Raw genomic sequence first — 16870 nt, 5'->3', positions numbered from 1 at the left:
CCTCAGGCGCGCAGGCGCCGCGCCGTGTCCACCAACGCCTCCGCAAGCCCCTCCAGCATGCCCTGCCGGGCGGCATCGAGCAGGCGTCCGTCGGCGCCGACCGCCTCGCCGGCCTGGCCCACCGCGACCTGCTGCGGAATGACCTGCATGCCGAGGTAGCCGAGCACGTCGCGCACGTGGAACAGCACCCGCATGCCACCGAGCGCGCCCGGCGAGGTTCCCACCACCGCCGCCGCCCGCCCGGCATACACCTTGCCGCCGGAGCGCTCGGCGTCGGCCGGGTTGGGCCGCGAGCACCAGTCGAGGGTGTTCTTGAGCAAGGGCGTGAGCGAGCCGTTGTACTCGGGATTGACCAGCAGCAGGCCGTCGCTCGCATGCAGCACCCGCTGCAGGCGCACGATGCCCTCGGGCAGGCCGGAGGCGGCTTCGAGGTCGCCGTCGTAGAGCGGCGCGGGGTAATCGTCCAGATCGACGAGCTCGACCTCGGCCCCCGCCTCCCGCACGGCCTGCGCGCACACCTGCGCCACGCGACGCGACAAGGCCTCGCGCCGGCGGCTGCCTGGCATCACCACGATTCGGGGCAGCTTCATCGGCGCTTCTCCTTCACAACGAGATGCCGGCATTATCCGCCGGATCGCGGCCACATGCCGCCCCCACCCCCAGCCGCATCGACGGACACCGGCCCTCTTGAATCCCGCCGCTTCGCCTCGACATCGGGAGAATCCGAAATGCCCGGGAGCCCCGCCATGTCCGACGCCCTGCACCTCGTCTGCCCTCACTGCGACGCCGTCAACCGTGTCCCCGCCACCCGCCTCGCCGAAGCACCGAACTGCGGCAGGTGCGGCAAGCCGCTGTTCACCGCCCACCCGGTGGAGCTCGACGCGGCGAACTTCGACCGCCATGTCGGCCGCAGCGACGTCCCGGTGCTGGTGGACTTCTGGGCGCCGTGGTGCGGCCCCTGCCGCACGATGGCGCCCGCCTTCGCGCAGGCCGCGGGCATGCTCGAACCGCAGCTACGCCTCGCCAAGCTCGACACCGAAGCCCACCAGGCCTTGGCGGCACGCTTCGGCATCCGCAGCATCCCCACCCTGGCGCTGTTTCGCGGCGGACGCGAGATCGCCCGCCAGGCCGGCGCGATGAGCGCGGCCGACATCGTGCGCTGGGTGCGCGGCCAGCTCGGCTGAAAGCGGGCTCAGCCCTCCCCGATCGTGCGCTTGGCGCGGAATTCGTCCACCGCGACATAGGTCAGGCGCGCCTCGGTCACCTTCACCACCACCGGGTTCTCCGGGTGGCGCTGGGCGTAGACCTCGACATCCACGGTGATCGAGGTGCGCCCCACGCGCACCACCTCGGCGTGGAAGCTGACGATGTCGCCCATCGACACCGGCTGCCTGAACACGAAGGAGTCCACCGCCACGGTGGCGACCTTGGAGCGCGCGACGCGGATCGCCGGCACCGCCCCGGCGATGTCCACCATCGACATGATCCAGCCGCCGAACACGTCGCCCGAAGGGTTGAGGTCGGCCGGCATGGGCACGACCCGCAGCACGAGCTCCTTGTCCAGGGGCGGACGCTCGCCGCCGGGGGGCAGGGTCGACTCCGGGCCCACCATGCGCTTGCAGCCCGCGCGGTCGACGGCGACGTAAGTCATGCGCGCCTCGGTCACCTTGACCACCACCGGATCCGCCGGATGGCGCTCGGCAAACACGTGCACGTCGACCGTGATCGAGGACTTGCCCACCGCGACCACGTCGGCGTGGAAGCTGACGATGTCGCCGACCGAGATCGGCTGCCTGAAGACGAAGGAATTCACCGCCATCGTGACCACGTGCGAGCGAGCGCGGCGGATCGCGGGCAGGGCGCCGGCGATGTCGACCATCGCCATGACCCAACCGCCGAACACGTCGCCGGCGGAGTTGAGGTCGGCCGGCATCGGCATCAGGCGCAACGCCGGCTCGGTGGCGGGCGGCGTCGTCGGGTGGGAGGGGCTGGAGGCTGCGCTCATGGGTTGCTCCACGGATCGAGGGGAAAAGGGCGCCCCGTGCCGGACAGGCGGGGCGCGGAATCAGCGGCCGGATTTCAGTGCGCGAGGCGCTCGAAGAGCTTGACCAGGGTGTTGGTGTAGCGCAACAGGCGCTCCCCCTCGTCGAGCACCGCGCGCACCCGGCCGATGCGATGAGGCTGGCGGATCGCGGGGTCGAGCGCGGCGATGAAGCGCGCCCACAGGGCGGCCGTGGCGTCGATCTGCGCCACCAGCTCGGGCAGCTCGCCGGCATTCTCGCGCAAGCGCTGCAGGTTGTGCTCGAAGGCCCGGCACGAAGCGGCGATCTGCGCCTGCGGGTCTGGGCAGCCCTCGAAGCCCTCGAAGAGGAAGAACTTCGCCACCCGCTGCGACAACATGCGGTTGCGTCCGGCGACGTTGACCATGTACAGGCTGCCGGAGGCGGCGAAGCCGCCGGCCACGGCGTTGAGAAAATCCGCCGCGGTGATGAAGTCCTCGCTCAGCTGCAGCACCCGCGCCGCGCCCGCCGGCGGGCGCTCGGCCGCACCCAGCGCATCGCGAAAATCCGCCCACACCCGGCCCACGTCCTCCAGCGCCTCGCCGAGCTCGGGGGCGAGGCTGGCGGCCTGCAGGACCGCGAGGCTGCGCTCGAACTCGGCGATGTCCTGGCGCAGGCGCAGCTGCATCTCGACCGGCGCCACGCCATGCCCGATCAGCACCCAGTCGATCGCCAGACGCTGCACCTGCAGGCGCAGGCGGCCGCACAGGTTGATCAGCTCACCGACCGACATCGTCTCGTCGCGGCGCGCACCCTTGTTGCGGCGCGAGAAGCTCAGGCGCTGCGGCTGCTCGCCCGCACCAGTGTCCAGGGTGGCGGCGTTCTGGATGTGGATCAGGCGCTTGTCGACCACGATCACGCCCTTGTCGGCAAGCTCGCGCAGACTGCGCGAGAAGGCCTCGGGGGTGATGCCGATGCGCGCGGCGAGCACCTTCTTGGTCGAGGCCAGCTCCACCGTGGTCTCGCCGGCGAGTGCCAGGCTGCCGCCGGCGAGCTCGACCAGATAATCGAGGATGCGCTGCGCGCTGGTGCGGCTGGCATGGCGCCCGGCGACGTCGAACTCGACCTCGCACAGCCGCGCCGCCACCGCCTGCAGCATGCGCCGGGTCAGCACCAGGCTGCGCTCGGCCACCGCGCGCAGCACGCCGGCGTCGAGCGCGATCAGCGCGCAGGCGCTTGCCGTCTCGCAGCCCGATTCATGACGGCTGGCACCGAAGAACTCGCCGCAGCCGAGCATCTGAGGGGTGTGCACCAGCTCGACCACCTTGCGCGCGTCGCCGTCGAGCTCGCGAAAGCGCACCACCGTCCCGCTGCACAACACGTATGCCTCGTCGAAGGGCTCGCCGCAGCCATGCACCAGGGTGCGCGCCGGCAGCTCGAGCAGGCGCGCCGCGGCGGCGAGCTCGGCCAGCTGCACGGCGGGCAGGCCGGCGAACAGCGGCACCGCGGTGAGGCGGTCACGCAGCGCCCGGCGCTCTGCGGCAGTCGATGGCGTCATGCCGCGCCGCCCTCTCCCTCGCAGTCCTCCCCGAGCGCGTCGAGCCGGGCGAGCCAGGGCGCGCGTTCGGCGGCGGACACAAAGCTCGCCTCCAGGCTGTTGCGCGCGATGCGACGCAGCTCGGCACGGCCGAGGCCGAGCGCGCGCGCGGTGTCGACATAATTCTTCGCCACGTAGCCGCCGAAATAGGCCGGGTCGTCGGAATTGATCGTCACCTTGAGCCCCGCGGCGAACAGCTGCCCGAGGTTGTGCCGGGCGAGGTCGGGGAACACGCACAGCTTGACGTTGGAGAGCGGGCACACGGTGAGCGGTACCTGCTCGCGCACGAGGCGTCCGACCAGCGCCGGATCCTCGGTGCAGCGCACGCCGTGGTCGATGCGCTCGGCCTTCAGCAGGTCGAGCGCATCGACGATGTAGGCCGGCGGCCCCTCCTCGCCGGCATGGGCGACCACATGCAGGCCGAGCTCGCGGCAGCGCGCGAACAGGCGGGCGAACTTGGCCGGCGGATGCCCGCGCTCGGACGAGTCGAGGCCGACGCCGTCGATGCGCGACAGGTGCGGCAGAGCCTGCTGCAGCGTGGCGAAGCCCTCCTCCTCGCTGAGATGGCGCAGGAAGCACAGGATCAGGCGCGAGCCGATGCCCCAGCGCGCGCGCGCCTCGACGCAGGCGCGCTCGAGGCCGTCGAGCACGGTCTCGAGCGCCACCCCGCGCGCGGTATGCGTCTGCGGGTCGAAGAAGAGCTCGGCATGGACCACGCCGTCGGCGTGTGCGCGCTCGAAGTAGGCGAACGCGAGCTCGAAGAAGTCCTGCTCGCGGACCAGCACCGCCGCGCCGGCGTAGTAGAGGTCGAGAAAGCTTTGCAGATCGGTGAAGGCGTAGGCGGCGCGCACCGCCTCGACGCTCGCCCAGGGCAGCGCCACGCCGTTGCGGCGCGCGAGCGCGAACATCATTTCGGGCTCGAGCGTGCCCTCGATATGCAGGTGCAGTTCGGCCTTGGGCAAGGCGCGGACGTAGGCTTCGAGCTCCATGGCGGGTCTCCTGGGCGGGACTTCAATGCTAGCGCCAATCGGGCCGCTGTTCCCGCGCCACATTCACCCGAACGCAAGAATGCGGGAACGGCACCGGCCGTTCCCGCATCGATCCGGTGCGCCGACGGTTGCCCATGGCCCGGAATCGCCTCAATCCACCTCGAGCTTGCCGGTCTCGCCCACGAAGGCGAGGTTCTTCTCCTCTTCCGGCGCATGCACCGCGCTGCGCCCGACCATGGAGATCGCCAGGCCGGCGACCGCACCCGGGATGGCGAAGGCGAGGAAGTTCATCTCCAGCGGCAGCGAGATCAGCGCACCGCCCAGCATCGGCCCCGAAATCGCCCCCAGGCGCCCCACGCCCGAGGCCCAGCCGATGCCGGTGGAGCGGATCGCCAGCGGATAGTACTGCGCGACGTAGGCGTAGAGCAGGATCTGCGAGCCGATCGTGGTCGCACCGGCGATCGCCACCAGCAGGTAGAGGACGATCATGTCGTTCTTGATCGCGAGCGCGCTGATCGACAGCGCCGCGATCACGAACATGATGGTCAGCACCCGGCGCAGGTGGAAGCGGTCCGCCAGCCAGCCGCCGCCGATCGCGCCGAAGATCGCACCGAAGTTGAGCACCAGCAGGAAGCTCAGGCTGGAGCCGAGCTCGTAGCCGGCCTTGTTCATCAGCTTCGGCAGCCAGGAGCCGAGCGCATACACCATCAGCAGGCAGCTGAAGAAGGCGACCCAGAACATCAGCGTGCTGACCAGGCGACCGTTCTGGAACAGCGCGACCAGGGCGACGCTCCTGCCCTGGCCGGTGACCAGGTGGAAGTTGTCGCCGGCCGCGGGCGAGTAGGACGGCTCGACGCGGGCGAGCAGGCGGCCAGCCTCTTCCTTGCGACCTTCCTTGAGCAGGAAGCCGACGGCCTCGGGGAGGAAGATCCAGATCAGCGGCAGCAGCAGCAGCGGGATGCCGGCGACGAAGAACACCGACTGCCAGCCGTGGCTGGGCATCAGGTACATGCCGAGGAAGGCCGAGGTCATGCCGCCGACCGAGTAGCCGCTGAACATCACCGCGACCATGGTGCTGCGGATCTTCCTGGGCATGTACTCGGTCATCAGCGCGACCACGTTGGGCATCACGCCGCCGATGCCGAGGCCGGCGATGAAGCGCATCGCGGCGAACTGGGTGGGCGTCTCGGCGAAGCCATTGAGGAAGGTCACGCCGCTGAAGATGATCACCGTGATCATGATCACCTTCTTGCGGCCGATGCGGTCGGACAGCGGCCCGAAGATCAGCGCGCCGAACATCATGCCGAACAGCGCGGCGCTGCCGAGCGAGCCCGCCTGCAGCGGCGTGAGGTCCCACTCCTTCATCAGCACCGGCAGCACGACCCCGTAGATCACCAGGTCGTAGCCGTCGAAGATGATGACGAGCGCACACCAGAACAGCACGTTCAGGTGAAATTTGTTGAACTTCGCCTCGTCGATTGTTTGATGCACATCTACTTTTCTCACGATGGATTCCTGGCGCTTGCGTTGGGGTTGTGGGAGTTGCTGCGGGCATTGCGACCGAAGATCGCGCAGACGCTCACGATCACGGCGCGCGACCCGCATCCCGCCCCATCACGGAGCGAAGAGAGCGATGTTCGTGCGCCGCAATGGCGCAGGCACCTGTGACCCAGGCGCCAAAACTGCACTATATCGCACACCTTTGCGCATGAACACATTTCGACTGCACAATATCTCATACACCTGTTGCCCACCCCGGGTGCGAGACGCGGTTGCGCCGCGCACAAAAAAGCCCGCCCCGACCGTAGCGGTCGGGGCGGGCTTCGTGGTGCGGCAGCGTCTTACTGCGTCGAGCGCGCGATCAGCACCGCCATCTTCGGGTTCTGTCCGGCCACCTCCTGCGCGAGCTCGGCCTTGGCACGCTGGCCGCCCTCCTCGGTGTTGAGGATGATCAGGTCGCAGCGCAGCTGCTCGGCCAGGTCGACCACCGCCCTGCCGCGACCGAACAGCGTGGAGGTCAGGATCTGGCCCTCCGCCGGGACACCCTGCGCGTTCACCTCGTTCACATACTCCTGCAGGTTCGCCACGTGCGCCGGGTCGATGGCCTTGTCGGTCTGATCGACCTCGGCGGACAGGACGTGCTCCGGCGCGAGATACACCAGGTGCACCTTCGAGCCCGTCAGGGAGACGAACTCGGAGACACGCTCGCGCGTCAGCCTGTTTCCGGTGTGATCGACCACGGCCATGATGGTGCCGTAGAGACGGGACTTGCCGGCGGGCACGGCCGCCGCAGCCGCCGTGGTCGGCGCCACCGCCTGTGCAACCGCCGCCGCCTTGCTCTTCGGAATGATCAGGGTGAGGGCCAGGCCGACGAGGCTGATGCCGCCGAGCACGTAGAAGATGCTGTGCAGCTCGCCGGCGAACGTGACCGCCAGGAAGGCGCCGAAGATCGGCCCGAAGATGCCGCCGATACGACCGAAGGCCGCCGTCCAGGCGACACCGGCGCCACGGACGTTGGTGCGGTAGTAGTTGGCGGCCAGACCGTAGATCAGCGTCTGCGTCCCCGAGGTCCCCAGGCCGGTGATCGCGATCGTAAGCAGCAGCAGGGCCACGACGATGCCGCTGACGTCGGCGAGTTGCTGGATCTCGCCTGCTTTGGCGACCATCGGGACGTCGATCGTGGAGGCGATCATGCCGATGGCGCCCATGGCGAGCGCGCCGACCAGGAAGCCCAGCGCCACGATGCGCTGCGGGCTGTGCTTGTCGGCCAGGGTGGAGCCGTACAGGGTACCGACCATGGCGCCGGCGTTGAGGACCAGCAGCAATGCGAGCGATCCGTTCTGGCCCATGATCGGCAGCATGATCTTCGGCAGCCAGGTGTTCAGCGAATAGACCAGCAGCAGGCAGAACGCCGAGACGAAGCCGATGACGATGGCCGGGACGAGATAGACGGTGAACAGACCCGCCCAGCCCGCACGCGCGTCCGAGGCATTGGCGGCCGCGCTCTGCTGCGGCTTGATCTCCGCCTCGGGGATGGGCACGCCGGTGCGCTCGGAGACCTTGCGGGCCTCGTCCAGGCGGCCGCGCGAGGCCAGCCAGGCCACCGACTCGGGAAGCTTCCAGATCGCCAGCGGCAGCAGGGTGACCAGGGGCAGCGCGCCGATCAGGAACATGCCGCGCCAGCCGATGATCGGCAGCAGGAAGATCGCCAGCAGCGCAGACAGCAGCGAACCCAGCGGGATGCCGGCATAGGTGAAGGCGGTGGCGAGGTTCTTCTTCCCCGGCGGGGCGAACTCGGCCGCCATCGCGCCCGTGGTGCCCGCCAGCGCGCCCACGCCCAGGCCGGTGATGAAGCGCCAGACGCCGAAGGCGGCGAGCGTCTCGGTCATCGCCGACACCGCCATGCCGATCGAGAACCAGGCGATGGCGCCGATCATGACCTTGCGGCGGCCGATCAGATCGCCCAGGGTGCCGGCGACGAGGGCGCCGAGCATCATGCCGATCATCGCGTACGAGCCGAGCATGCCGGCGTCTTTCGGCGTGAGTGCGTGGTCGCCGATCCACTTGGCGGAGTCCGGCCCCATGAAGCCGGGCAGGACTGCGCCATAGACGACGAGGTCGTAGCCATCGAAGACCAGGCCGACGAAGGCCAGGGCGATCACCCAGATGATGGTGCTGCGCCGCTTGCGCGCCATCTCCGGGTTTTCCATCGGAACGTTCGTTCTCAAAATCGTGCCTCTTTGGGGGAATTGCTGCAGGGGAGATCGGACGGGCGAGCAGTGACGAACTTGACGTGCGTCAAGCTTCCTTGTTTGCAAGGCCGTCAGGTTATGGCGCGATCACACCGATCAATATCCAGCTTGTGCACGATCGATATCCGCTTCGTGCACACCCCGATCCAAGGCGCGAGAATCCGCTCGACCCGCTCAGCTGCTGGCCACCGTGCGGTTGGTGATGATGCGCGCGTCGACCACCGCATAGCCGTCCGGGTAGGCGATCACCGGGTTGAGGTCGAGCTCGGAGAGCTGCGGGTAGGCACTGACGATGCTCGACACCCGCAGCAGCAGCTCGACCAGCGCGACCTTATCCACCGCCGCCTCGCCACGCACGCCGGCGAGGACCTTGCGCGCGCCGAGCTGATCGACCATGGTCTCGGCGTCGCGCCGGGACAGGGGAATCGCGCGGAAGGCGACGTCCTCGAGGATCTCGACGAAGATGCCGCCCAGGCCGAACATCAGCACCGGGCCGAAAATCGGGTCGCGCACCACGCCGACGATGACCTCCACCCCCTTCCTCGCCATCGGTGTCAGCAGCACACCGCGAATGTCGGCGTCGGCATCGTATGCCCGACAGCCCGCCAGAATCTGTGCCCAGGCCTCGCGCAGCGCCGCCTCGCCGACCAGGTTCAGCTTCACCCCGCCGGCGTCGGACTTGTGCAGGATGTCCTTCGACACCACCTTCATCGCCAGCGGCTGGTCGCCGAAGCGCTCGATCGCCACCGCGAGCTCGTCCGCCGTGTGGGCGACGATTTCCTCCGCCACCGCGACACCGTGCGTGCGCAGCAGCGCCCTGGCCTCGTGCTCGTAGAGGTCGCGGCCCTCGTTCTGGGCGCGCGCGAACATCGCCTGCATCGCCTCGTCGGGCGCCGCGCCGGCCTGCAGGGGCTGGCCGTGGCGGTCCTGCAGGTAGAGCCCGCGCTCGGCGAGCGCCTCCAGCACCTTCACCGCCTGCTCGATGGAGGCGTACACCGGCAGCCCGGCCTCGTGCAGGCGGCGTAGCGCAGGCGGCTTGACCGGGGCGTAGAGGCTGTAGACCACCAGCGGCTTTGCGCTGGCGCGCGCGAGCTCGATCATGGCCTCGGCCGCGCGCATCTCGCCGCCGAGCAGGGACTCGGCGAAGCGGATGTGGTAGCCGCCGAACATGCCGACGAGGAAGACCGCGTCCACGTTGTCGTCGTCGGCGACGATCTCCACGCAGCGCGCCAGCACCTCGGGGTCGGCGTCCGAGCTGCCGGCCACGTCCACCGGATTCGCCAACGCGGCCTGCGGGAACAGGATCGCCGCCAGGCGCTTGCGGGTCGCCGCGGACAGCTCGGCCAGTTCCAGGCCGGACTCCGACAGGCGGTCGGAGGTGATCGTCGCCTGGCCGCCACCGTCGGCGATCACCGCAATCCGCCGCCCACGCGCCTGCTGCATCAGCGCCAGGCCCTCGGCCACCGGCAGGATCTCGTCGGAGTGATGCACCACGCTCACCCCCACCTGGCGCAGCAGGTCCACCGTCATCGCGTAGCTGCCGGCGAGCGCGCCGGTGTGCGAGCTCGCCGCCTTCTTGCCGAGCTCGGTGGCGCCCGACTTGTACACCACCACCGGCTTCACCGGGGTGATCTCGCGCGCCACCTCGAGAAAGCGCTGGCCGTCGCGGAAGCCCTCCACATACAGCGTCGCCACCCGGGTGTGCACGTCCTCGCCGAGGTAGCGCAGGTAGTCGTTGAAGCCGACGTCGGTCTGGTTACCCGGGCCGACGTAGGTCGAGAAACCCACGTGGCCGTTGTGCTCGGCCTCCAGCACCAGCGCCAGCAGCATGTTGCCCGACTGCGAGATGAAGCCGATGTCGCCGGGCCTGGCGTTGCGCAGGTCGAGCAGGTTCACCTTGTGATGCAGGTTGAACATGCCCGAGGTGTTCGGGCCGATGATGCGCACGCCGCCCGCACGCGCCGCGTCCAGCACCTGCTGCTCGAGCCTGGCGCCCTCCGGCCCGCTCTCGCGAAAGCCGCTGGCGAGGATCACCGCGCCCTTCACGCCCTTGCGCCCGCACGCCTCGAGCAGCCCGGGCAGGGTCTTCGCCGGGGTGCAGATCAGCGCCAGGTCGATCGGCCCGGGCACGTCGTCGAGCGTGGCGCAGGTCGGCACGCCGAGGATCTCGGGCACCTTGGGGTTGATCGGGTAGACGCGGCCGCGGTAGTCGCCCTTGACGAGGCCGACCATGGCCTTGTAGCCGCGCTTGGTGGGATCGGCCGAGGCGCCGACGATCGCGATCGAGGCGGGGGCGAGGAAATCGTGCAGCGGGCTGCGGCGCGCCGGACTGCAGGGCACAGGGCTCGAGTTCTCGTTCATGTCATTCCCCCCTGAACACCGGCGCGCGCTTCTCGGCGAAGGCATCCACGCCCTCCTGCCAGTCGCGCGTGGTGCCGACAAACATCATGCCCTCGAGCTCGGCGACGAGGCAGGCGTCGAGCGTGCGCTCGGCCGAAAGATTGAGCTGGCGCTTGGCGAGCTCCATCGAGAACGGCGCCTTGGCGGCGATCCTGCGCGCGAAGGCGCGCGCCTCGTCGAGGAAGCCCGCGTCGGCGAACACCCGGTTCGCCAGCCCGATGCGCACCGCCTCCTCGCCACCGATGCGCTCGCCGAGGAAGACCAGCTCGCGCGCCTTCGCCAGCCCGACCAGGCGTGGCAGCAGCCAGGTCACGCCGCCGCCGAGGAAGTTGCCGATCGAGATCTCGGGCAGGCCGAGCTGCGCGCCCTCGGCCATCAGCAGGAAGTCGGACGCGAGCGCGATCTCGGCACCGGCGCCGAGTGCGTAGCCGTTGACCGCGGCGACCACCGGCTTCTTCAGGTCGATCAGGCGGCGGCACACGTCCTGCTCGCCCTGGAGGTATTGGCGGCGGTCGAAGGCGCTGCGTCCGGCCTTGTGTTCCTTGAGATCGGCTCCGACGCAGAAGGCGCGGCCCGCGCCGGTGAGCAGCACCACGCGCACCTCGCGCGCAACCTCGGCGCGGCCGAGCGCGTCGTTCAACTCGTCGTAGAGCCGCTGCGTCACCGCGTTGAGGCGCTGCGGGCGGTTCAGGCGGATCTCGGCGATGCCGTCGGAGAGGTCGTAGAGGAGGGTTTCGTAGCGCATGGAGACTCCCGGTCGGGGTTGGGGGGAGAAAGGCACGGCGCGGCGGCCGCCGGCGGCGCGGGCTTGTGCAGCAGCACCACGTCCTTGGCCGGCAGCTCGCAGCGCCAGCCGAAGCGGGCGGCAATCACCCGGAAGGTGGCCGCGCGATAGAACACCACGTGGGTGGGATCGCGCCGGTAGTGCCAGGCGGCGAAGCGCGCATCCTCGGTCTGCAGGCAGGTGGTGATGCCGAGCCAGCCCCCGGGGCGCAGCAGACCGTCCAGGCGGGCGAACTCGGCCGCGGGCGCGTGGAAGTGCTCGACCACCTCGGTGCAGGTGACGAAGTCGTAGCGGCGCGCGAGCGCGTCGGGGTCAGGGGCGAAGAAGGGGTCCCACACCCGCATCGGGTGGCCGGCCTCGCGCAGCATCGCGGCCAGCGCCGGCCCCGGACCGCAGCCGTAGTCCAGCCCCTGCGCCGCGGGCGCGAGGCGGATGCGCAGCGGATCGACCAGGCGCGCGAGGAAGCGGCGGTAGCCGGGATCCTCGGGGTCGTTGCGGTGCAGGCGGTATTCGGCGCACTCCGCATCCGCCGCCGGCCGCTGGGCCGGGTGCAGGAAGGTCGCCTCGCAGGCTTCGCAGCGCAGGTAGTCGCGCCCGCCCACGTGCAGAAAGGGGCGCACGGATGCGCCAAGACAGACCGGGCAGCAAGTCGCCGTCCCGGGAGCCGGCTGATTCATGCGGGCGATTGTATCGAGCCCCGCCGGCCCTGCCCATGGCGGAGATCCCGAACCCGGGGGCAGGCGGAGCACGGGGCTGCATCTGACGCTCGTGCGGATCCGCGCGCGGCACATCGGAGCCACTGGGTCGCGACTCGCGTCGCTCCCACGACAAGGCCCGCGGGGTGAGTACCGTTCTCGTAGGAGCGACGCAAGTCGCGATTTTCGGAGCCGCGGAACCGCTGGATCGCGACTCGCGTCGCTCCCACGACAAGGCTCGCAACACGACGGTCTCTGCAGGAGCGACGCAAGTCGCGATCTCCCCGGCGGTTCACGCGGCCTCCACAATCGCCGACAATGCGCGCCGGACCCGCGTGCCGATCCTTCGCATCGGCCTTCCGCGCCGCGGACACACCCCGCACACGGCCGCCGGCAACGGCCAACCATCAAGCCCCGGCGGCATCCCGCACCGGGGCGGCTTCGCTCATCGGGAGAACACATGAACCGCCGCAACTTCCTGCGCGCCGGCACGCTCGCGGCCGGCCTCGCGCTGCCCGCGCTCGCGCGCGCCCAACAATCCGCCGCGACCACGGCGACCACGCCGCTCGCCACCCCCGCCCCGCTCGCCGAGCCCCCCGCCTTCGCGCCCACGCCGGACGCCGGCTGGCGCCGCTTCGAGTTGACGAGCCGCGTCGAACCCCTGCCCGGCGACGGTCCGCTGCGCGTGTGGGTGCCGCTGCCGGCGATGCACGAGACCGCCTGGCAGCGCCCGATGGGCAGCCTGTGGCAGGGCAACGCCGACCTCATGGAACGTGTGCGCGACCGCTCCGGCGCCGAGATGGTCTACGCCGAGTGGGCGCCGGGCATCGCCCAGCCCCGGCTCGAGATCCTCAGCCGCTTCGCCACCCGCGACCGCGCCATCGACTTCAGCCAGCCCAGCGCCGCGCCCCAGGTACTGCCGCGCGCCGAACGCATGCACTACCTGCGCGCCACCGCGCTGCTGCCCACCGACGGCATCGTGCGCGATACCGCACGCGACATCGTCCACGGCGCGAAGACCGACGAGGACAAGGCGCGCGCCATCTACGAATGGATCGTGGACAACACCTTCCGCGAGCCCAAGGTGCGCGGCTGCGGCATCGGCGACATCCGCACGATGCTGGAGACCGGCAACCTCGCGGGCAAGTGCGCCGACCTCAACGCCCTCTTCGTCGGCCTGGCGCGCGCAGCCGGGCTGCCGGCACGCGACGTCTACGGCCTGCGCGTCGCCGACTCGCGCTTCGGCTACAAGAGCCTGGGCAAGAGCGGCAACGTCTCCAAGGCCCAGCACTGCCGAGCCGAGGTCTTCCTGGAGCGCTTCGGCTGGGTGCCGGTGGACCCCGCGGACGTGCGCAAGGTCGTCCTGGAGGAACCGCCGGGCAAGCTCTCCATGGTCGATCCCAAGGTCGCCGCGGTGCGCAAGCAGCTCTTCGGCGCCTGGGAGATGAACTGGCTGGCCTACAACGACGCCCACGACCTGCGCCTGCCCGGCAGCACCGGCAGCGAGATCCCCTTCCTGATGTACCCCCAGGGCGAACTCGCCGGCCAGCGCTTCGACAGCCTGGACCCCGACGCCTTCAGCTACACGCTGAGCGCACGGGAAATTGCCTGAGGCGGGAACACAGGCGTGCGAGCGCGAAACCTCGCGGGATCCCGAGCCCTCGGCCGGGCGCCGCAGCCTGCGGCATCGAAGCCCCCGCACCTGCGCGAGCGCTGCAGGCCACGCGGCCCCCCGTGCCTGCAAGCCACCGCAAACGGTCCCGGCCGCGGCATCGGGTGCCGCGCGGGAAGATCAGGAGCGCCGAGGTGGAGGACGTCTCGGGGGAAACAAGGCGACGCAGGTCCGAGGCACGCAGCGACGCGTTTGCGTCGCCGCCCCCGCGGCGTCCTCCACCGAGGGCCGCCCTGAGCGCCAGCGAAGGGTCGCGAGTGTACGCCCCGCGCGGCGCCCGACACCGCGGCCCCGGACGGGGCCCGACCCGGCGCGCCCATGCGCGCTTCCGTCATCCGCCACCCGCTAGAATGCCCTGTCCCACATTCCCACGAGAGGAAGCCCCCATGACCTACCCCCATACCCGCCTGCTCATCGACGGCCAATGGTGCGACGCCCTCGACGGCCGCACGCTGGCCGTGCACAACCCGGCCACCGGCGAGGAGATCGGCCGCGTCGCGCATGCCGCGATCGCCGACCTCGACCTCGCCGTCGCCGCCGCCGTGAAGGGCTTCCAGACCTGGCGCCGCACCCCGGCGATCGAGCGCGCCAAGACCCTGCGCCGCGCCGCAGCGCTGATGCGCGAGCGCGCCGGCGACATCGCCCGCGTGCTCACCCAGGAACAAGGCAAGCCGCTGCCCGAGGCGAAAATGGAAACACTCGCCGCCGCCGACATCATCGAGTGGTTTGCCGACGAAGGCCTGCGCGTGTATGGCCGCATCGTGCCGGGACGCAACCTCGCCGCCACGCAGATGGTGATCAAGGACCCGGTCGGCCCGGTCGCCGCCTTCACGCCGTGGAACTTCCCCATCAACCAGGTCGTGCGCAAGGCCGCGGCGGCGCTCGCCACCGGCTGCTCCATCCTGGTCAAGGCCGCCGAGGAGACGCCCGCGGCGCCGGCCGAGCTGGTGCGCGCCTTCGTCGATGCCGGCGTGCCGGCGGGCGTGATCGGGCTGGTGTATGGCAACCCGGCGGAGATCTCCAGCTACCTGATCGCCCACCCGGCGATCCGCAAGATCACCTTCACCGGCTCGACTCCGGTGGGCAAGCAGCTCGCGGCGCTCGCCGGCCAGCACATGAAGCGGGTGACGATGGAGCTCGGCGGCCATGCGCCGGTGATCGTGTGCGAGGACGCCGACCTCGAGCTGGCGATCAAGGTGTCGGCGGCGTCGAAGTTCCGCAACGCCGGCCAGGTATGCATCTCGCCCACGCGTTTCCTCGTGCACGAGGCGGTGCGCGAGACCTTCGCCGCCGCGCTGGCCCGGCATGCGAGCACGCTGAAGGTCGGCGACGGCCTGGCCGAGGGCACGCAGATGGGTCCGCTGGCCAATCCCCGCCGCGTGGCGGCGATGGCGGACTTCGTGCAGGACGCGCTGGCGCGCGGCGCGACCGTGGCGGCGGGCGGAGAGCGCATCGGCGCCGCGGGCAACTTCTTCGCGCCCACGGTGCTGACCGGCGTGCCGCTGGACGCGAAGGTGTTCAATGAGGAACCCTTCGGGCCGGTCGCGGCGATCCGCGGCTTCACCACGCTGGACGAGGCGATCGCGGAGGCGAACCGCCTGTCCTTCGGGCTGGCGGGCTACGCGTTCACGCGCTCGCTGAAGAACGCGCACCGCCTGGCGCACGAACTCGAGGTCGGCATGCTGTACGTGAACCAACCCGCGACGCCGAGCGCGGAGATGCCCTTCGGCGGCATCAAGGATTCGGGCTACGGCACCGAGGGCGGGCCGGAGGCGCTCGACGCCTACCTGAACACGCGCGCGGTGACGGTGATGAACGTGTAAGTCGCTGCCGCGATGCGGTGACGGCGCAGGGCTCGCCGCATCGCGGCAGCCCGCCACCTCGGATTCGGGTTGCGTGCGGCGCCTTGCGCGCCGCGGTGGCTGTCACGCGGCACCCTGCCCGACCGTCGATCGCGACTCGCGTCGCTCCCACCGCGCGGGCCGGGAAATCGATCGCGACTCGCGTCGCTCCCACCGCGCGGCACCGGAAGCGCGGCGCGGGAGGCGCGGCGGTTTTGTAGGAGCGACGCGAGTCGCGATCGATGCGCTCAGAAATGCCACTCCATCTGGAAGGTCGGCGCGTCGGTGTCGATGCCGGGCTTTTCTGCGCCGTTCGCGAAAGCGTGGTTGCCGAACTTGTTGCGCCAGTATTCGTAGCCGACGCCCATCAGGAAGGTGTTCTTCTTGCCCCAGGCCATCTGGCCGACGTCGACCATCAGCGAGGTGCGCATCAGGGTCTCGGTGTGGGTCTTGATGCCGGCGTAGTCCTTGCCCTTCTCGCCGTTGATGTTGATGAAGCCCTGGAACTTCAGCGGCACGGCGCCGGCGCTGAAGGGAATGCCCCAGGCCGCGCTCACGATCCATTGCGGGTCGAAGCTCACCTCGGTCCGCGGGCAGGGATCGAAGGACGACGGCGCGACGGGGTCGAGACCGCAGCGGTTCCACTCCTTGCCCAGGAGCAGGCTGACGTCGAGGAAACCCGGCACATCGAACTTCAGCGTGGGCCCCAGCACCACGAGGCGCTTGCGCGGCGAGAACGCGGTGTTCTTGGTGTTGAGATCGAAGCCTGCGGTGACCGCGACCTCCTTGACCGGGCCGAAGGCGAAGCTGCGGTCGAACGCCTTGCCGAGATGCACCTGGTGGCGGTAAGTGAGGTAGAACTCGGTCGCCCCGCTGCCGCCGCCGTTGGCCGGATCGGCCTTGTCCGACTGGAAGATGTCCAGGTTGAGGAAGTTCTGCCCGACCGAATAGCCACTGGCGTGGGTGAACTGCAGCACGTGCTTCTCGACGTCCTTCGTGTTGGTGGGCTCGCGGAAGTCGCTGCCGTAACGGTAGCCGACGAAGGTGTCGCTCCAGGTCGCGGCCTGGCTCGCCGCGGGGGCGGCGAGGAGGGCGCAGGCGAGGGCGAGTGGGGCGATGCGGCGGGTCGTTGTCATTTTG

14 protein-coding genes and 1 pseudogene are annotated in these 16870 nt (G+C 70.2%); 4 read left to right on the top strand and 11 right to left on the bottom strand.

What is annotated here, in order from left to right:
- Nucleotides 1-2: 2 nt before the first annotated feature.
- Nucleotides 3-590, bottom strand: coding sequence for an NADPH-dependent FMN reductase (locus TMZ1T_RS03165; RefSeq protein WP_012584569.1), 588 nt, complete (start codon nucleotides 588-590; stop codon nucleotides 3-5).
- Between the two features lie 156 nt (nucleotides 591-746).
- Here TMZ1T_RS03165 and trxC point away from each other — a divergent pair, with 156 nt between their 5' ends.
- On the top strand, nucleotides 747-1184 hold the full coding sequence (gene trxC, locus TMZ1T_RS03160) for a thioredoxin TrxC (RefSeq protein WP_012584568.1): 438 nt from the start codon (nucleotides 747-749) through the stop codon (nucleotides 1182-1184).
- An 8-nt stretch (nucleotides 1185-1192) separates the two neighbouring features.
- Here trxC and TMZ1T_RS21500 read toward each other — a convergent pair whose 3' ends face one another.
- The 5 genes and pseudogenes from TMZ1T_RS21500 to TMZ1T_RS03140 all read right to left on the bottom strand — a co-directional run bounded on the left by TMZ1T_RS21500 (nucleotide 1193) and on the right by TMZ1T_RS03140 (nucleotide 6092).
- Entirely contained in the window at nucleotides 1193-1612 is a 420-nt protein-coding gene (locus TMZ1T_RS21500) for an acyl-CoA thioesterase (RefSeq protein ID WP_049766929.1), read from the bottom strand.
- Between the two features lie 93 nt (nucleotides 1613-1705).
- A pseudogene (locus TMZ1T_RS21495) lies at nucleotides 1706-1933 on the bottom strand (acyl-CoA thioesterase); the annotation flags it as partial.
- Between the two features lie 146 nt (nucleotides 1934-2079).
- Nucleotides 2080-3558: a type IV pili methyl-accepting chemotaxis transducer N-terminal domain-containing protein gene (locus TMZ1T_RS03150; RefSeq protein ID WP_012584566.1), complete on the bottom strand. Its 1479-nt coding sequence runs from the start codon at nucleotides 3556-3558 to the stop codon at nucleotides 2080-2082.
- On the bottom strand, nucleotides 3555-4586 hold the full coding sequence (locus tag TMZ1T_RS03145) for an adenosine deaminase (RefSeq protein ID WP_012584565.1): 1032 nt from the start codon (nucleotides 4584-4586) through the stop codon (nucleotides 3555-3557). Before TMZ1T_RS03145 ends, TMZ1T_RS03150 begins: the two co-directional genes overlap by 4 nt.
- A gap of 150 nt (nucleotides 4587-4736) precedes the next feature.
- On the bottom strand, nucleotides 4737-6092 hold the full coding sequence (locus TMZ1T_RS03140) for an MFS transporter (protein WP_012584564.1): 1356 nt from the start codon (nucleotides 6090-6092) through the stop codon (nucleotides 4737-4739).
- Between TMZ1T_RS03140 and TMZ1T_RS21025 the strand changes: the two genes are divergently transcribed.
- A complete protein-coding gene (locus tag TMZ1T_RS21025) occupies nucleotides 6072-6254 on the top strand; it encodes a hypothetical protein (RefSeq protein ID WP_144312143.1) in 183 nt (60 codons plus the stop codon). The two genes, TMZ1T_RS03140 and TMZ1T_RS21025, sit on opposite strands and share 21 nt — an antisense overlap.
- 173 nt (nucleotides 6255-6427) lie before the next feature.
- Here the strand turns inward: TMZ1T_RS21025 and TMZ1T_RS03135 are convergent, their stop codons facing one another.
- The 4 genes from TMZ1T_RS03135 to TMZ1T_RS03120 form a co-directional block, all read right to left on the bottom strand.
- Nucleotides 6428-8296, bottom strand: a complete 1869-nt coding sequence (locus TMZ1T_RS03135; protein ID WP_004310542.1) for an MFS transporter — start codon at nucleotides 8294-8296, stop codon at nucleotides 6428-6430.
- A 216-nt stretch (nucleotides 8297-8512) separates the two neighbouring features.
- A complete protein-coding gene (locus TMZ1T_RS03130; RefSeq protein WP_012584562.1) occupies nucleotides 8513-10699 on the bottom strand; it encodes an acetate--CoA ligase family protein in 2187 nt (728 codons plus the stop codon).
- Nucleotide 10700: 1 nt separating this feature from the next.
- Nucleotides 10701-11483 (bottom strand): enoyl-CoA hydratase/isomerase family protein, encoded by a 783-nt coding sequence (locus TMZ1T_RS03125; RefSeq protein WP_012584561.1) that lies wholly within the window; start codon nucleotides 11481-11483, stop codon nucleotides 10701-10703.
- Nucleotides 11426-12142, bottom strand: coding sequence for a class I SAM-dependent methyltransferase (locus TMZ1T_RS03120; RefSeq protein WP_004310535.1), 717 nt, complete (start codon nucleotides 12140-12142; stop codon nucleotides 11426-11428). The genes TMZ1T_RS03125 and TMZ1T_RS03120 overlap by 58 nt, the downstream gene beginning before the upstream one ends.
- A gap of 535 nt (nucleotides 12143-12677) precedes the next feature.
- Here TMZ1T_RS03120 and TMZ1T_RS03115 point away from each other — a divergent pair.
- On the top strand, nucleotides 12678-13829 hold the full coding sequence (locus tag TMZ1T_RS03115) for a transglutaminase-like domain-containing protein (RefSeq protein ID WP_004310533.1): 1152 nt from the start codon (nucleotides 12678-12680) through the stop codon (nucleotides 13827-13829).
- A 446-nt stretch (nucleotides 13830-14275) separates the two neighbouring features.
- Nucleotides 14276-15712, top strand: a complete 1437-nt coding sequence (locus TMZ1T_RS03110; protein ID WP_004310529.1) for an NAD-dependent succinate-semialdehyde dehydrogenase — start codon at nucleotides 14276-14278, stop codon at nucleotides 15710-15712.
- A 266-nt stretch (nucleotides 15713-15978) separates the two neighbouring features.
- Here the strand turns inward: TMZ1T_RS03110 and TMZ1T_RS03105 are convergent, their stop codons facing one another.
- A complete protein-coding gene (locus TMZ1T_RS03105; RefSeq protein WP_012584559.1) occupies nucleotides 15979-16866 on the bottom strand; it encodes a hypothetical protein in 888 nt (295 codons plus the stop codon).
- Nucleotides 16867-16870: the final 4 nt, after the last annotated feature.

Source organism: Thauera aminoaromatica, from assembly GCF_000021765.1.
GTDB lineage: Bacteria > Pseudomonadota > Gammaproteobacteria > Burkholderiales > Rhodocyclaceae > Thauera > Thauera aminoaromatica.
This window is presented reverse-complemented; position numbering and strand designations above follow the sequence as displayed.

What these genes read in the sequence shown, in the direction of transcription:
- TMZ1T_RS03165 (WP_012584569.1), bottom strand. Translation starts at nt 590, where the DNA reads ATGAAGCTGCCCCGAATCGTGGTGATGCCAGGCAGCCGCCGGCGCGAG.
- trxC (WP_012584568.1), top strand. Translation starts at nt 747, where the DNA reads ATGTCCGACGCCCTGCACCTCGTCTGCCCTCACTGCGACGCCGTCAAC.
- TMZ1T_RS21500 (WP_049766929.1), bottom strand. Translation starts at nt 1,612, where the DNA reads ATGGTGGGCCCGGAGTCGACCCTGCCCCCCGGCGGCGAGCGTCCGCCC.
- TMZ1T_RS03150 (WP_012584566.1), bottom strand. Translation starts at nt 3,558, where the DNA reads ATGACGCCATCGACTGCCGCAGAGCGCCGGGCGCTGCGTGACCGCCTC.
- TMZ1T_RS03145 (WP_012584565.1), bottom strand. Translation starts at nt 4,586, where the DNA reads ATGGAGCTCGAAGCCTACGTCCGCGCCTTGCCCAAGGCCGAACTGCAC.
- TMZ1T_RS21025 (WP_144312143.1), top strand. Translation starts at nt 6,072, where the DNA reads ATGCACATCTACTTTTCTCACGATGGATTCCTGGCGCTTGCGTTGGGG.
- TMZ1T_RS03135 (WP_004310542.1), bottom strand. Translation starts at nt 8,296, where the DNA reads ATGGAAAACCCGGAGATGGCGCGCAAGCGGCGCAGCACCATCATCTGG.
- TMZ1T_RS03130 (WP_012584562.1), bottom strand. Translation starts at nt 10,699, where the DNA reads ATGAACGAGAACTCGAGCCCTGTGCCCTGCAGTCCGGCGCGCCGCAGC.
- TMZ1T_RS03125 (WP_012584561.1), bottom strand. Translation starts at nt 11,483, where the DNA reads ATGCGCTACGAAACCCTCCTCTACGACCTCTCCGACGGCATCGCCGAG.
- TMZ1T_RS03115 (WP_004310533.1), top strand. Translation starts at nt 12,678, where the DNA reads ATGAACCGCCGCAACTTCCTGCGCGCCGGCACGCTCGCGGCCGGCCTC.
- TMZ1T_RS03110 (WP_004310529.1), top strand. Translation starts at nt 14,276, where the DNA reads ATGACCTACCCCCATACCCGCCTGCTCATCGACGGCCAATGGTGCGAC.
- TMZ1T_RS03105 (WP_012584559.1), bottom strand. Translation starts at nt 16,866, where the DNA reads ATGACAACGACCCGCCGCATCGCCCCACTCGCCCTCGCCTGCGCCCTC.